15 protein-coding genes are annotated in these 14,613 nt (G+C 65.0%); 4 read left to right on the forward strand and 11 right to left on the reverse strand.

The window, feature by feature from the left end; translation table 11 throughout:
- Positions 1-114: 114 nt before the first annotated feature.
- On the reverse strand, positions 115-1,419 hold the full coding sequence (gene gltA / locus HAP41_RS23335) for a citrate synthase (RefSeq protein ID WP_071913479.1): 1,305 nt from the start codon (positions 1,417-1,419) through the stop codon (positions 115-117).
- A gap of 193 nt (positions 1,420-1,612) precedes the next feature.
- Positions 1,613-3,028 (reverse strand): glutamate--tRNA ligase, encoded by a 1,416-nt coding sequence (gene gltX, locus HAP41_RS23340; RefSeq protein WP_166096938.1) that lies wholly within the window; start codon positions 3,026-3,028, stop codon positions 1,613-1,615.
- A 143-nt stretch (positions 3,029-3,171) separates the two neighbouring features.
- Here gltX and HAP41_RS23345 point away from each other — a divergent pair, with 143 nt between their 5' ends.
- The 4 genes from HAP41_RS23345 to HAP41_RS23360 all read left to right on the forward strand — a co-directional run bounded on the left by HAP41_RS23345 (position 3,172) and on the right by HAP41_RS23360 (position 7,998).
- Positions 3,172-4,848: a glutamine--tRNA ligase/YqeY domain fusion protein gene (locus HAP41_RS23345; protein WP_166096937.1), complete on the forward strand. Its 1,677-nt coding sequence runs from the start codon at positions 3,172-3,174 to the stop codon at positions 4,846-4,848.
- Between the two features lie 13 nt (positions 4,849-4,861).
- Positions 4,862-5,248: a YybH family protein gene (locus tag HAP41_RS23350; protein ID WP_166096936.1), complete on the forward strand. Its 387-nt coding sequence runs from the start codon at positions 4,862-4,864 to the stop codon at positions 5,246-5,248.
- A gap of 126 nt (positions 5,249-5,374) precedes the next feature.
- Positions 5,375-5,608, forward strand: coding sequence for a DUF2171 domain-containing protein (locus tag HAP41_RS23355; RefSeq protein WP_028149639.1), 234 nt, complete (start codon positions 5,375-5,377; stop codon positions 5,606-5,608).
- 95 nt (positions 5,609-5,703) lie between these two features.
- A complete protein-coding gene (locus HAP41_RS23360; protein ID WP_166096933.1) occupies positions 5,704-7,998 on the forward strand; it encodes a ComEC/Rec2 family competence protein in 2,295 nt (764 codons plus the stop codon).
- A 9-nt stretch (positions 7,999-8,007) separates the two neighbouring features.
- Here HAP41_RS23360 and HAP41_RS23365 read toward each other — a convergent pair whose 3' ends face one another.
- The 9 genes from HAP41_RS23365 to HAP41_RS23405 form a co-directional block, all read right to left on the reverse strand.
- Complete coding sequence (locus tag HAP41_RS23365; RefSeq protein WP_224580766.1) at positions 8,008-8,283, reverse strand: hypothetical protein; 276 nt, start codon at positions 8,281-8,283, stop codon at positions 8,008-8,010.
- 3 nt (positions 8,284-8,286) lie between these two features.
- Complete coding sequence (locus HAP41_RS23370; protein ID WP_166065194.1) at positions 8,287-9,219, reverse strand: IS110 family RNA-guided transposase; 933 nt, start codon at positions 9,217-9,219, stop codon at positions 8,287-8,289.
- 98 nt (positions 9,220-9,317) lie between these two features.
- The gene (locus HAP41_RS23375; RefSeq protein ID WP_224580765.1) at positions 9,318-10,049 is read right to left on the reverse strand and encodes a GAF domain-containing protein; all 732 of its coding nucleotides are present in this window, start codon (positions 10,047-10,049) and stop codon (positions 9,318-9,320) included.
- 224 nt (positions 10,050-10,273) lie between these two features.
- The gene (locus HAP41_RS23380; protein WP_166096930.1) at positions 10,274-10,708 is read right to left on the reverse strand and encodes a hypothetical protein; all 435 of its coding nucleotides are present in this window, start codon (positions 10,706-10,708) and stop codon (positions 10,274-10,276) included.
- Between the two features lie 192 nt (positions 10,709-10,900).
- Entirely contained in the window at positions 10,901-11,101 is a 201-nt protein-coding gene (locus tag HAP41_RS23385; RefSeq protein ID WP_166096927.1) for a hypothetical protein, read from the reverse strand.
- 207 nt (positions 11,102-11,308) lie between these two features.
- On the reverse strand, positions 11,309-12,010 hold the full coding sequence (lexA, locus tag HAP41_RS23390; protein ID WP_166096924.1) for a transcriptional repressor LexA: 702 nt from the start codon (positions 12,008-12,010) through the stop codon (positions 11,309-11,311).
- A gap of 176 nt (positions 12,011-12,186) precedes the next feature.
- The gene (locus HAP41_RS23395; protein WP_166096921.1) at positions 12,187-13,398 is read right to left on the reverse strand and encodes a molybdopterin molybdotransferase MoeA; all 1,212 of its coding nucleotides are present in this window, start codon (positions 13,396-13,398) and stop codon (positions 12,187-12,189) included.
- A gap of 231 nt (positions 13,399-13,629) precedes the next feature.
- A complete protein-coding gene (locus HAP41_RS23400) occupies positions 13,630-13,824 on the reverse strand; it encodes a hypothetical protein (RefSeq protein WP_166096919.1) in 195 nt (64 codons plus the stop codon).
- A 155-nt stretch (positions 13,825-13,979) separates the two neighbouring features.
- Positions 13,980-14,606: an HAD family hydrolase gene (locus HAP41_RS23405; protein ID WP_166096915.1), complete on the reverse strand. Its 627-nt coding sequence runs from the start codon at positions 14,604-14,606 to the stop codon at positions 13,980-13,982.
- Positions 14,607-14,613 lie beyond the last annotated feature (7 nt).

Genomic DNA, 14,613 nt, shown 5'->3' on the forward strand with positions numbered 1-14,613 from the left:
GGTCGCGGAGAGGTGGTGGGCACGCCGCGCTTTGCCCATCCTACAAATGTCGCCCGCAAACAAAAACGGCGCCATCACAGGATGGCGCCGTTTCCAAAAGCCCTCAGGCCGATCTTACTTCCGATCCTTGATCGCGACGTAGTCACGGCGGGTGACGCCCGTGTAGAGCTGGCGCGGACGGCCGATCTTCTGCTGCGGGTCCTCGATCATCTCGCTCCACTGGCTGATCCAGCCGACGGTGCGGGCGACCGCGAACAGCACGGTGAACATCGAGACCGGGAAGCCCATCGCCTTCAGCGTGATGCCCGAATAGAAGTCGACGTTCGGGTAGAGCTTGCGGTCGATGAAGTACTGGTCGCTGAGCGCGATCTTCTCGAGCTCGAGCGCCACCTTCAGCATCGGATCGTCGCCATGGCCGGTCTCCTTGAGAACGGCATGACACATCTTCTGCATGATCTTGGCGCGCGGATCGTAGTTCTTGTAGACGCGGTGGCCGAAGCCCATCAGGCGGACTTCGCTGTTCTTGTCCTTCACCTTGGCGATGAATTCCGGAATCTTGTCGACCGAGCCGATCTCGGCGAGCATCGCGAGCGCGGCTTCGTTGGCGCCGCCATGCGCCGGGCCCCAGAGGCAGGCGATGCCGGCGGCGATGCAGGCGAACGGGTTGGCGCCGGAGGAGCCGGCGATGCGCACCGTCGAGGTCGAGGCGTTCTGCTCGTGGTCGGCGTGCAGGATGAAGATCTTGTCCAGCGCGTCAGCCAGCACCGGGTTGATCTTGTACTCCTCGCACGGCACGGCGAAGCACATGTGCAGGAAGTTCTCGGCGAACTTCAGCGAGTTCTTCGGATACACGAAGGGCTGGCCGATCGTGTATTTGTAGGCCATCGCCGCCAGCGTCGGGATCTTGGCGATCATGCGCATCGACGCGATCATGCGCTGCTTCGGATCGTTGATGTCGGTGGAGTCGTGGTAGAACGCGGCGAGCGCGCCGACGGAGGCCACCATCACCGCCATCGGATGGGCGTCGCGGCGGAAGCCCTGGAAGAAGCGGGCCATCTGCTCGTGCACCATCGTGTGATGGATCACGCGGTCGTCGAAATCCTTCTTCTGCGCGGCTGTCGGCAGGTTCCCGTAGAGCAGGAGATAGCAGGTCTCGAGGAAGTCGCCGTTCTCGGCGAGCTGCTCGATCGGATAGCCGCGGTATTCCAGCACGCCGGCGTCACCGTCGATATAGGTGATCTTGGACTCGCAGCTTGCGGTCGAGGTGAAGCCGGGATCGTAGGTGAACAGCCCGGACTGGGCGTAGAGCTTGCCGATATCGACGACATCAGGCCCGACGCTGCCGCTGTGGATCGGGAGATCGTAGTTCTTGTTTCCGACCGTCAGCGTGGCGGTCTTATTGCTTGCTTTTGCGTCCATCAGAGGTCCCCGATGTGTGGTGAAACGGGCCGGACCCGGAAGGCCCCAATGACTTGGTGGGGCAGGCCGGATATTCCAGAAGGTACGGGTGAGATGGGTATATTATTGCTGTGTGCGCTGCAAGATCGCCGCACGCATGGTCGACTTACGTCGTAGCCTGGTCCTTGGCCTAGTCCTTGGCCTAGTCCTTGGCCTAGTCCTTAAGCCGGCCCAGGCTTTCCTGGCGTCCCAGCACGTCCAAAACCTCAAATATACCAGGCGATGTCGACCGTCCCGTCAGCGCCGCCCGCAGCGGCTGGGCGACGGCGCCGAGCTTGAGACTATTTTCCTCGGCAAAAGCGCGCAGCGCGGCCTCCGCATTCGCCGCACTCCACGTCTCGACTTTCTCCAGCGCGGAATGAAGCTGGCCGATCAGCTTGCGGTTCTCGGGCGTCAGCAGCGCTGCCGCCTTGGCATCGAGCTCCAGCGGCCGGTCGGCGAAGATGAAATAGGCGCTGTCGATCAGCTCGATCAGCGTCTTGGCGCGCTCCTTCAGGGCCGGCATGGCCTTGAGAAGCTGCGCCCGCGTCGTGTCGTTTAACTTGGCCTTAAGCTCGTTGCGGCTGGGCACGACGTGGTCGAGCACGTCCTCGAACATCTTCACGAGTGATTGATCGTCGGCGTGGCGGATGTAGTGGCCGTTGAGGTTTTCGAGCTTGGCGAAATCGAAGCGGGCGGCGGCGCGGCCGACGCTGGCGAGGTCGAACGCGGCGATCATCTCCTCGGTCGAAAAGATCTCCTGGTCGCCATGGCTCCAGCCGAGACGGACGAGGTAATTGCGGAGCGCGGCCGGGAGGTACCCCATGGCGCGGTAGGCATCGACGCCCAGCGCGCCGTGGCGCTTCGACAGTTTTGAGCCGTCCGGGCCGTGGATCAGGGGGATGTGGGACATGCTCGGCAGCGTCCAGCCCATGGCGTCGTAGATCTGCTTCTGGCGGGCGGCGTTGATCAGATGGTCGTCGCCGCGGATGACATGGGTGACGCCCATGTCGTGGTCGTCGACCACCACAGCGAGCATGTAGGTCGGATTGCCATCGCCGCGCAGCAGGACGAGGTCGTCGAGGTTCTCGTTCTGCCAGACCACGCGGCCCTGGACCTGGTCCTCGATCACGGTCTCGCCGGTCTGCGGTGCGCGCAGGCGGATGGTGGGCTTGACGTCGGACGGAGCGGTCGCCGGATCACGGTCGCGCCATAGGCCGTCATAGAGGCGGGTGCGGCCCTCGCTGCGCGCCTTCTCGCGCATGGCGGTGAGCTCCTCGGCGGTCGCGTAGCAGCGATAGGCCTTGCCGTCGGCGAGCAGCTGCTCGGCGACCTCGCGGTGACGCGCGGCGCGGCTGAACTGGTAGATGACGTCGCCATCCCAGCCGAGCTCCAGCCATTTGAGGCCGTCGAGGATGGCGCCGATCGCAGCCTCGGTGGAGCGCTCCCGGTCGGTGTCCTCGATCCGGAGCAGCATCTTGCCGCCGTGCTTCTTCGCATAGAGCCAGTTGAACAGCGCCGTGCGGGCGCCTCCGATATGGAGGAAGCCGGTCGGCGAGGGAGCAAAGCGGGTGACGACGGAATCGGTCATTCTTGGCAGGGCCTATGCATTGGAGGCGGTGGTATATAACAGGACCGGAGCATAACTAAAGCCCGGCAGCGGACCGCTAAGCTCTTGGCTCAGCCAAGCGAATTTGGCAGAAGGGCCGCTGATTTCCCTACAGGATTTTCGTAATGACAGAACCGGTGGCGACTGAGGTTGGGCGCGATTTCATTCGTGACATCATCCAGGCCGACCTCGATCAGGGCAAATACCAGGAGATCGTGACCCGGTTCCCGCCGGAGCCGAACGGCTACCTGCATATCGGCCACGCCAAGTCGATCGCACTCAATTTTGGCATCGCCCAGGAGTTTCCGGGCCGCTGCCACCTGCGCTTCGACGACACCAACCCGGTCAAGGAAGAGCAGGAATACATCGATTCCATCCAGGCCGACGTGCACTGGCTCGGCTTCGATTGGGGCAAGAACCTGTTCTTCGCCTCGGATTATTTCGACCGTCTGTACGAATGGGCGGAGAAGCTGATCCGCGACGGGCTCGCCTATGTCGACGACCAGACCCAGGAGGAGATTCGCCTGGCGCGCGGCACGCTGACCGAGCCCGGCAAGAACTCGCCGTTCCGCGACCGCAGCGTGGACGAGAATCTCGACCTGTTCCGCCGCATGAAGGCCGGTGAATTCCCGAACGGCGCGCGCGTGCTGCGGGCCAAGATCGACATGTCCGCGGGCAACATCAACCTGCGCGACCCCGTGCTGTACCGCATCCTGCATGCGCATCATCCGCGCACCGGCACAAAGTGGTCGATTTATCCGAGCTACGATTATGCGCACGGCCAGTCGGACGCGATCGAGGGCATCACGCACTCGATCTGCACGCTGGAGTTCGAGGACCATCGGCCGCTCTACGACTGGTTCATCGAAAAGCTGCCGGTGCCGTCCAAGCCGCACCAGTACGAAATGGCGCGGCTCAACCTGACCTACACGCTGCTGTCCAAGCGCGTGCTGACCCAGCTCGTCCGCGACGGCCATGTCGCCGGATGGGACGATCCGCGCATGCCGACTGTAGCGGGGATGCGCCGCCGCGGCGTGCCGCCGGCGGCCTTGCGCGAATTCGTCAAGCGCATCGGCGTTGCCAAGGCCAACAGCGTCGTCGACGTCGGTATGCTGGAGTTCTGCATCCGCGAGGAGCTGAACCGCACGTCGCAGCGGCGCATGGGCGTGCTGCGGCCGCTCAAGGTGGTCATCGAGAACTATCCGGAAGGGCAGACCGAAGAGCTCGAGGCGATCAACCATCCCGACGATCCCTCGGCCGGCACGCGCAAGATCACGTTCGGCCGCGAGCTCTATATCGAGCAGGACGACTTCATGGAGAACCCGCCCAAGAAGTTCTTCCGCCTGTCGCCCGGCAACGAGGTGCGGCTGCGCTACGCCTATTTCGTCAAGTGCACCGGCGTGATCAAGAACGACGCGGGCGAAGTGGTGGAGCTGCGCTGCACCTACGATCCCGCGACCAAGGGCGGCAACGCGCCCGACGGCCGCAAGGTCAAGGCGACCATGCACTGGCTGCCGGCGGCGAATTCGGTGCCGGCGGAGATCCGCATCTACAACCAGTTGTTCGCCAACCCGAGCCCGGACGCCTCGAACTTCGCGGCCGATCTCAATCCGCAGTCGCTGGAGATCCTCTCCAACGCGCGGATCGAGGCATCGGTTGCGGGAAGCAATTCGACCGAGCCGATGCAGTTCGAGCGTCAGGGCTATTTCGTGCGCGACAAGGACTCGACGCCGGGCAAGCCGGTGTTTTCGCGCACCATCGGCCTGCGCGACACGTTCGCGAAGGAAGTCGCCAAGGGCTGAGGGGATTGGGCCTATGAGCAGTGAAGCCGACGCCATCGTTTCCGCCATCATCGCGAAATGGTGCGCCGGCTTCGCGACGCTAGATGCGACCGCGCTGTCGTCGCTCTATGCGAAGAACGCGTTCTTCTTCGGCTCGAATCCAAGACTCTATCGGGGCAGGGACGGCGTCGCCGACTACTTCAACGGCCTGCCGCGCTGGCGCCAGCCGAGCGCCGTGTTTTCCGAGGTGCGCGCCACGCAAGCCAGCCCGGACCTGATCAACATGGCCGCGATCGTGTCGTTTGACCTCGCCGGCGAGAGGGAGGAGTTCTCGGTCAAGATGAGCTGGGTCATCCTCTGCGAGGACGGCGACTGGAAGATCGTCAATCACCACGCCTCGTCGCGCGCGCCGTTGATCTAGCAGTCGCGCTACTCCGCCTCTTTCTCTTTCGTCATTCCGGGCTCGCGCCAAGTGGCGCGCCCCGGAATGGCGATAGCAACGAACTCTGCTCCCGCGCGTTGGGGTGGGTCCAACAAGGAACCCACCATGCAGAACATCGCAGAGCATATGGAAGTCATCGGCGCCGATGGCGTCCACATCGGCACGGTCGACAAGGTCGAGGGCCATCGCATCAAGCTGACCAAGAAGGACAGCGGCGAGGGCAGCCACAAGGGCCACCATCACTTCATCGACAAGGGCCTCGTTGCCGGTGTCGAGGGCAACAAGGTTCGGCTCTCGGCCAAGGCGGACGTCGCCGTGACGATGGAAGAGGAAAAGTAGGGGGCCGTTCGCTCCGTTCCTGATCCGTACCGCTATTCGCGCAGCCGCACGTTCCGGTAGCCTCCTGGCCTGTCGCGTATCGTAAGGTGCAGGGAATGGCGGAGCCGGGCCGGCCAGTTCGGTCCCAGGGGATCGCGGGGACTTGGATTGCGGGGACTTGGCCCGTCGGCCGAGCTGCATCCGCGGGCGGCCTCGCGCCGGCTGGGTTCGACCTCTGGACGTCGCTGGCCGGGACCCTGAGCGAATGGGCGCGCGCCGAGGCCGGCGCCGGGCGGTTGTTGCCATGGGTGCCGGTCGCGTTCGGCGGCGGCATCGCTCTCTACTTTGCCGCCGATCATGAACCGGTGCTGTGGGTCGTTGCCGCGACGGCCATCGCGCTCATGCTTGGCGCCGTGCTGTTGCGGCGGAGCCGGTTGTTTGCGCCGGCGATCATGATCGCGGCGGTCGCGGCCGGCTTTGCCACGGCGACCTGGAAGACGGCGCGGATCGCGCACACGGTGCTGGCAAAGCCGCTTTATTCCGTCTCGCTGTCGGGCTTCGTCGAGACCCGCGACATCCGCGAGCGCACCGACCGCTTCGTGCTGCGCGTCACCGCGATGGAGGCGCAGCGCAGCGACGTCAAGCTCGAGCGCGTGCGCCTCTCCGTGCGCAAGGGGACTGCGCCCGAGGTCGGCAGCTTCGTGCAGTTGAAGGCGCGGCTGTTGCCGCCGTTGTCGCCGGTGCGCCCCGGCAGCTATGACTTTTCGCGCGACATGTTCTTCCAGGGCATCGGCGCCTCCGGCTTCGTGATGGGCACGATTGCGGCATCGGTGCCGCCGGATGCCGGCGGCTTGCGGCTGCGTTATGCCGCCTTCATGCAGGGTCTGCGCGATGCGATCGACGCGCGCATCCGCGCCACGCTCGAGGGCGACAACCGGGCGATTGCGACCGCGCTGCTCACGGGCCGGCGCGACGCGATTACCACGCCCGTCAACGACGCCATGTTCATCTCGGGGCTCGGACATGTGCTCTCGATTTCCGGCTATCACATGGCGGTCGTCGCCGGCGTGGTCTTCTTCGCGGTGCGCGCGCTGCTGGCGTTGATTCCTGGAATGGCGGCCGGCTTTGCCATCAAGAAATGGTCGGCGGCCGCCGCGCTGGTCGCAGCCGCGTTCTATCTGCTGCTGTCGGGTGCGGAGGTCGCCACACAACGCTCGTTCTTCATGACGGCGGTGGTGTTGATCGCGGTCATGGTCGATCGCCGTGCCATCACCTTCCGCACGCTGGCTGTGGCCGCGCTGATCGTGCTCGCGGTCGCGCCGGAGGCGCTGGTGCATCCGAGTTTTCAAATGTCCTTCGCCGCGACGCTCGGACTGGTGGCACTGGTGCAGATCGGCATGCCGAACCTGTTTGCGTCGCCCGATCATTCCGCGACCGCGCGGATTGCAATGTGGGGCGGGCGCGAGATCGCGATGCTATTCCTGGCCTCGCTGATCGCGGGGCTCGCGACCACGCCCTATGCCGCCTTCCATTTTCACCGCGTGACGCCGTTCGGCGTGCTTGCCAACCTCGGGGCGATGCCGGTGGTCTCGGCCCTGGTGATGCCCGCGGGCCTGTTGGGCTTGATTGCAGCGCCGTTCGGACTCGATGGTCCGTTCTGGTGGCTGATGGGGATCGGCATCGACTGGATGGTTGCGGTGTCGCGCTGGGTGGCCGCTTTGCCGGGCGCGGTCGGCCGCATCTCGGCTTTTGGCATAGCACCGCTGATCGCGGCAAGCTTGGGAATCATCGTGATGGGCTTGTTGCGCACGCCGTTGCGCTGGGCCGGCGCGGTGGTGTTGTTGGCCGCGATCCTCTGGGGACTGTGCGCGCGGCAGCCCGATGTCCTGATCGCCGGTGACGGCCAGAGCGTCGCGGTGCGGGGCAGGGATGGGCACCTGCATCTGATCAGGTCGAGCAAGGACAGTTTTCTTCTGAAGGAATGGCTCGCCGCCGACGCCGATCCGCGCGATGCCGGCAGTGCCTCACTGGCCGCCGGCGTGTCGTGCGACGAAGCCGGCTGCGTGACGCCGCTCGCCGACGGGCGCCTGGTCGCGCTGGCCTTGCGCATCGATTCATTGGCTGACGATTGCAGCCGGGCCGCGCTGGTGGTGACGGCGCGGCCGGCGCCGCCGGATTGCGCGGCCATGGTTGTCGACCGTCAGCGTCTCGCAAGGCAGGGCGCGCTGGCACTGACGCGAAGCGGCGACGGCTTTGCGGTTCAGGCGGCGAAGACGAGGGGGACAGACCGTCCGTGGTCGCCGGCGGCGGCCGGCGAGGCGGATTTCAGCGCGAGCCTTGCGCCGCAGGCGGGGGCTCCCCGCAACCGCGACGCGACGCCATCGGAAGCGGACCTGCAGGCTGAGGATTGAGCGGACGGGTTACAGATACCAGGCCAGCACGGCGTCGAGCCTGGCATTGCCGATCACCGGCAGGACGACCATCTGGCTCAGTCCAGAGGCGCTGGCCTGCGAGGCCGCGACCGAGCCGTCACGCGCGAGATCGTCGTTGAGCGCGGGCATGCCGGTGGCCCAGGCCCCGCCGATGCTGCCTTCGCCTTTGGCGATGGATTTCGTCGCATAGAGCGCGGCGAGGTCGGTCTGCGCGCTGCAATCGCCGGTGCGGAAGACCAGCGCCGAACGGGCCTCGTCCGGCAACTGTTATGTCGGCTTGACGTTCAGGTAGGGCTTCCTGTCGCGCATCATGGCGTTGAGGACCGTCAGCAGCTTCCTGGCGACGGCAATGAGGGCGAGTTTGGCTGGTTTGCCGGCCTGTCGCAATCGTACGTAAAAGACCTTGAACGGATCGGCCCGGCGGACCGCGTTGAGAGCAGCCATGTAAAGGGCATCACGGACGCGCTTTCGGCCCCCGGCGATCTTACGTTTGCCACGGTAAGCCACGTTGAAGGGAGCCAGGCCGGCTAGCGCTGCCACCTGCTTCGGTCCCACTTTTCCGAGTTCCGGCATCTGCGCGATCAGTTGCATGCAGGTTACGGGACCCACGCCAGGAAGTGAACGTATCAACTGCGCATCGCCCGAGATCTCCGGCTCGGTCTTGATCAGCGTGCTGATGTCGGCCTCGATCTCGGCGATCTCGCCGTCGAGGACCTCGATGAGACGGCCGATACGATCGGCCATGGCACGGTCGTCGGCCTCGCTGCGCCGGTTCTTCTCCTGCGCACGCATGAGGACCAGCTGATCCCGCCGTTTTGCGAGCCTCGCCAAGGCATTGCGGGCGGGATTGGCAATTTGCTCGGTGGCTGGCTTCAGGGCCCGCGCAAAGGCCGCCAGCATCCTCGCATCGATCGGGTCGGTCTTGGCGAGCTGGCCGCTGGCGCGCGCAAAGTCGCGAGCCCGGGCCGGGTTGATCCGCGCGAAGCGGATACCGGCCTGACCCAGCGCCTCGCGAAGTTCGAGATCATAGACACCCGTTGCCTCGAAGACGACCAGCACGTCGCATCGCCAACGCGCCACGATCTGTGTGATGGCCTGCGGCGCGTTGGCGATGCGCTCCGGCACACCCAAGCCCTCATCGAAGATATCGAGATGTTGTTTGGAGACGTCGATTCCGACGTAACGAAGGGGTATGATCACGGTGCCTGTCCCTGTGATGCGAGGTCTGTTGCCGCAGCCTCGTGCAACTGTTCAGGTTGATAGATGGAACGGGCGGGAGACCGGGCCGGATCACGGCGTCAAGCGCCAAGGACCCAACGGCTTCCCGCCCACTCCATCATGACAGGCTTCCAAGACACAGGGACCCAGATCTCGAAGCGTCGCGCAATCGGGGTCGCCTGCGCGGAGAGAAATGTCAGCACCCAGGTTTGATCGGTGCCGGTCCGGTAGGGAACGCCGACGCCGAGATTGATTCCGACCTTGGCGGCGTCCTCCCAGCGCAGAAAACTCCTGGCATCGTGCAGGTCCTTGATGATCAGCGGCAGGCCGGCTTTCCAGATGCGGCCGGGCAGGCCGAAGCCACGCGGAAATCTGGTGTGGCGGGAGTTGAATTCGAACATGTCGGCGGTGCCGTAATAGCCGTCGACGAGCCCCATCTCGTGGGAGGTTTCGGCATCGTTGTGCCAGAGCTCGATCGCGCCGACATGGGCCTCGTCGTCGCCGCAGAACAGCACCATGACAGCTTGCAGGAATTCGCCTGAAAACACCGGCACCGCCACGCCGCAGGTCAGCCCGGCGGCGATGGCCTGATCGGTCCGCTTGAAATAGGAATCGGTGAATCTGGTGAGGATCACGGGGTGGCCGCTGGCCCAGGCCTTGCCGGGAAGTCCCTCGTCATATCCGAAGTGCAGATCCTCGCTCACGTCCCTAAACGCGGACAACCCTTCGCCGTAGAGGCCGCCGCCGAATTCCAGCCGCATGCGCGTGCGGTCAGGCACCCAGAGTTCAACGACGCGAATGAAGGTCTTCATCGAACGTGCCCGCCGTCTCAAGCCGCACCAAGCATCGGCCATTTGGCTGCGGAACGGACGTTTAAAATTCAGGCAGGACAGCGCAAACTTCGTGCGGTGGGAGGCACAACGGCTTGGTCCGCCAGATGGCGTTTCGCGGGGCACGAGCAACACCATCTCGCCGGCCTCGGCCGGCGATGGCGATTTTCAATCCTGGCCCGACCTGCCGGCCGGGAATGGCGATGTCAGCCGATCGGCAGGCGGGTGCTGGTTGGCCGGCTGTCGGTGATGGTCTGCGGCTTGTGCTCGCGCTCGCCGAGCGGCTGGGTCACCGGTAGCTGCAGCACGGTCGCACGCTGGCCTTCGACCAGCTGCGTCACCAGCACGGATTTGCCGTCGGGGAATTCGATCGCATCATGATGGCGATCGGGAATGTGCGGATCGATCTTGCCGAACTTGCCGACGCGCGAATTGACGGTGCGCGTCCAGATCCAGCGATTGTCGTAGCGGACGTTGTCGGCGAAGGCGAGCTCCGTTCCCGGGAGCAGGCAGACCGCGACGGTCGGATCGGCCGCGGAGGCAAAGCCGCGCGTCGAGGTGCCGCGGAAGGTTGTCGTGACGATCGTCTCGCCGACTTCGGCGGGACGCGACGCGACGGCATGCAGGCTGTAGTCACACATCGGGTGCTCCTCATGCAGGGATAGCGACCCACGTCTCTTAATCGAGGCGCAGGCCTCTATCAGAGTGGAAATACCAAACGTTCTGCCGGGTTGTAGGCAAATCTACGGCTCGCCGCCGCAGGCCGCAATCACATTAACTTTCCCGAATCCACCAGGAACAAAGCCCGCCCCTTTGCATTCCGCAGGCGCGTGTCAGCGCCCCGCAGGCGCCGACCAGCCGGAATATTGCCAGCCCGGCCGCGACGGTTGGTCGACGGCGTCGAGGACCTTGCGGACTTGCTCGCTTACGGCGGTATCCTTGCGGGCATGGGGCCGCGATTGCGCGGCCAAGGCTTGCGCGGCCGATGCTGCGATCAGCGCCACAGCAAGTGTGCTCAGAACGATCTGGCGCATGACTTCTCCTCGAACCTGAAGGCCGCGAAGCAGGGCTGCTTCGTGTGGCGTGCCGAGGATGTACCGCTGGAGGAGGGGCCGGATAATCTGCGCGAAACCAGAAAGACTATCCAGCGGAAGCGGACAATCGTCCGCTCCAATCCCGGATCGGCGATGCCGATCGAAAGCGCGCGGGGCGCGAAATGACCGATACCGGCACGTTCGGTATCAATACTTCCGGTACAGTCCGATCAGCTTGCCCTGGATCTTCACCCGGTTGGGCGGCAGAATGCGGACCTCATAGGCCGCATTGGCGGGCTCGAGCGCGATCGAGGCGCCGCGGCGGCGGAAGCGCTTGAGCGTCGCCTCCTCGTCGTCGATCAGCGCCACCACGATATCGCCGGTATCGGCGCTCTCGTTGCGCTGGATCAGCGCCATGTCGCCGTCGAGAATGCCGGCCTCGACCATGGAATCGCCGCGCACTTCGAGCGCGTAATGTTCGCCCGAGCCGAGCATGTCAGGCGGTACGCTGATGGTGTGGCTGCGGGTCTGCAAGGCCTCGATCGGCGTACCGGCCGCGATGCGGCCCATCACGGGGACCGCGACGGGGCGCTCGCCCTCGTCCGGCGGCGGGCTCGAAGTCGTGCGGACCTTGCCGAGATTGCCTTCGATGACGCTCGGCGTGAAGCCGCGGCGGCTGCCGGCGGCGGCCTGAAGCTCGGGCAGCTTGATCACCTCGATGGCGCGGGCCCGGTTGGGCAGGCGCCGGATGAAGCCGCGCTCCTCGAGCGCGGTGATCAGGCGATGGATGCCCGATTTCGAGCGCAGGTCGAGCGCGTCCTTCATCTCATCGAAGGAGGGCGGCACGCCGCTTTCCTTCAGCCGTTCGCTGATGAACCGCAGGAGCTCGTATTGTTTGCGCGTTAACATCTCGACCAAAATCCCCCGGTTGATGTCGTTCGATTCCGAGACGCTGAATTCAGCAGTAAGCCGCTACATTCTCGAAACAAATCATGAACGGACACTATATGTTCGATACATGTTCCGCAACTGCTTAATTTACCGTGAGCGCGACAAAGTTCGCGGAACGCACGCGAACGAAGCGCTCAGACGGGCAGCCGCAAGACCTCGCAAGGCGTGCCGGCTTCGGCCTTCGACGCGAATGGCGCGCGCACGAGAAGTGCCTGTGCCGCAGCGAGATTCGCAAGCAGCGAGGAATCCTGGTGATTGACCGGAAGGGCGACGAGCGTACCGTCGTCGCGCAGCTCGAGGCGTGCGCGCAGGTAATCCTCGCGCTGGTCATTGGCGCCGACATCGCGGCCGAGCACCGCGCGTTCGCGGCGGTGATGAATCATCGAACGGCCCGAAAGCGCGCGAATCAACGGCACCATGAACAGGAAGCCGCAAACATAGGATGACACGGGATTGCCGGGCAGGCCGATCACGCGCATCGCGCCGAGCCGCCCGTTCATCATCGGCTTACCCGGCCGCATCGCGATCTTCCAGAACGCCATCGAGATACCTTCGTCCCTCAGCGCCTGCTGGACCAGATCGTGGTCGCCGACAGAGGCGCCGCCCGTCGTGATCAGGATGTCGGCGCCGCTTTCCCGCGCGCGGCCGATGCCGGCCGTGGTGGCCTCCAGCGTGTCGGCGGCAACGCCGAGGTCGATGGTGTCGGCGCCCTCGCTGCGGGCGAGCGCGTGCAGGGCGTAGCCGTTGGAATAGACGATCTGGCCGGGACCGGGCGTGGTGCCCGGCATCACCAGCTCGTCGCCGGTCGCGAGGATCGCGACCTTCGGGCGTCGCCGGACCGGCAGTTGCGGGTAATTCATGCCGGCGGCGAGCGCGAGGTCGCGCTCGGTGAGCCGGGCTCCCTTGCGCAGCAGCACGTCGCCTTCCGAGAAGTCGACGCCGGCGGGGCGGATGTGCCGCCCCGTTACGGCGGCTTCCTTGATGGTGATGCGCTTGCCGTCCGCGATCGTGTCCTCCTGGATCACGACCGCATCAGCGCCATCGGGAACGACACCGCCGGTGAAGATACGCACGGCCTCGCCGGCGCCGACCGATCCCGCAATCGGGCGGCCCGCCGCGACCTCGCCGATCAGGGTGAGCTGGGAGTCGATCTTCGCCGCATCGACCGCGCGCACCGCATAGCCGTCCATTGCCGACATCGCCTGCGGCGGCTGCGTGCGCCGCGCGGCGACGTCGCGCGCGAGCACGCGGTGGAAGGCTGCGTCGAGCGCGATCATCTCTTCAGGCAGCGGCTCTGCGCCCGCCAGCACCGCAGCGAGCGCGTCGGAAACCGGCATCAGGGCCACGGGTGAAAACTCCTGCTGGGCCCGTTCGGGCAAATCGGCGGCGAGAGTTCTAGCCGAGTGCAGGCGCAGAGGCAAAAGAGTGGCCGCGCAGGATGATTTATCCTGCGTCATCCGCTCTGCGATGAAGGGTGAGCATCAAGTCCGCCGCGGCATGATCCAGAAGGCGAGACAGACCGGTACAAGGATGGCCATGGCGAGGACGAGAAGGACGAGAGCCACGGCCAGCATCGGTCAACTCCCCGACGGCTTGTACGGACTGACGTCCGGCGCTGCGGGGCCCTGATCCCTGTCAGGCAGCGGGTCGGCCCGGGATTTCAGGTCGGCGGCCTTGCTGATCAGCTTGGCGGAAAGCTCAGAATCCGATGTGGTCCTGGCGAATTTCATCAGCAGAGAGGCCTGCTTGGTGAGGTAGGTTTTGCCCAACACGACGATAAGCCCGATGTAGAATTCCCAACGGACTCATGAGTCCTGAGAGGGGCAATCGTTCCGGGAACTCTGTATAAAAATGCACAAAGGGACTTGGTTCCTCGCCCCCCGGCAAAATAGTTCCATTCGCGGCCCGTCGGCTTGCCGGCCAGAGATCAGATTCCGAGCGCCTCGAGGGCGTTCCCGACGTCGCGGGGCGAGGTCACGTGGACCGTGGTCAGGCCGCGCGACCGCGCTCCTTCGATGTTCTCGGCAAGATCGTCGAAGAACACGATACGGTTCGCGGGCACGCCGATCGCGGCCACGACATGGTCGAAGGCCTCCACATCGGGTTTGCGCAGGCCGATGCTGGACGACAGATACAGCTCGCGGAAATGGCCGAGCAGGCCGCCATATTCCTTCGAGAAGTGGTCCACATGAGGCCGGTTGGTGTTGGAGAAGGCGTAGAGCGGCAACTGCTTTGCCGCACGCGGCAGCAACTCGGCGATGTCGGGCATCTCGCCGGCGAAGATCGCATTCCAGCCCTCCAGGAACTGCGCGTCCGAAATGCCGATCCCGAGCGAGACGCGCAGTGAGTCAAAATAGGCCTCGTCGCTGATCTTGCCGACCTCGTGCAGCCGGTAGGCTTCGCTGTCCCGCACATAGCGCGCGACGATGGCTTCCGGCTTGCAGCCGGCATGTCCCGCCCAGCAGGCGATCGCCTTGGAGAAATCGATGTCGAGCACGACGCGCCCGAGATCGAACAGGAGCGCGTCCGCGCTGCCGGGAGAGAGCGAGCTCATTGCATCC

The sequence above is a fragment of the Bradyrhizobium barranii subsp. apii genome (assembly GCF_011516635.5).
Lineage (GTDB): Bacteria > Pseudomonadota > Alphaproteobacteria > Rhizobiales > Xanthobacteraceae > Bradyrhizobium > Bradyrhizobium barranii.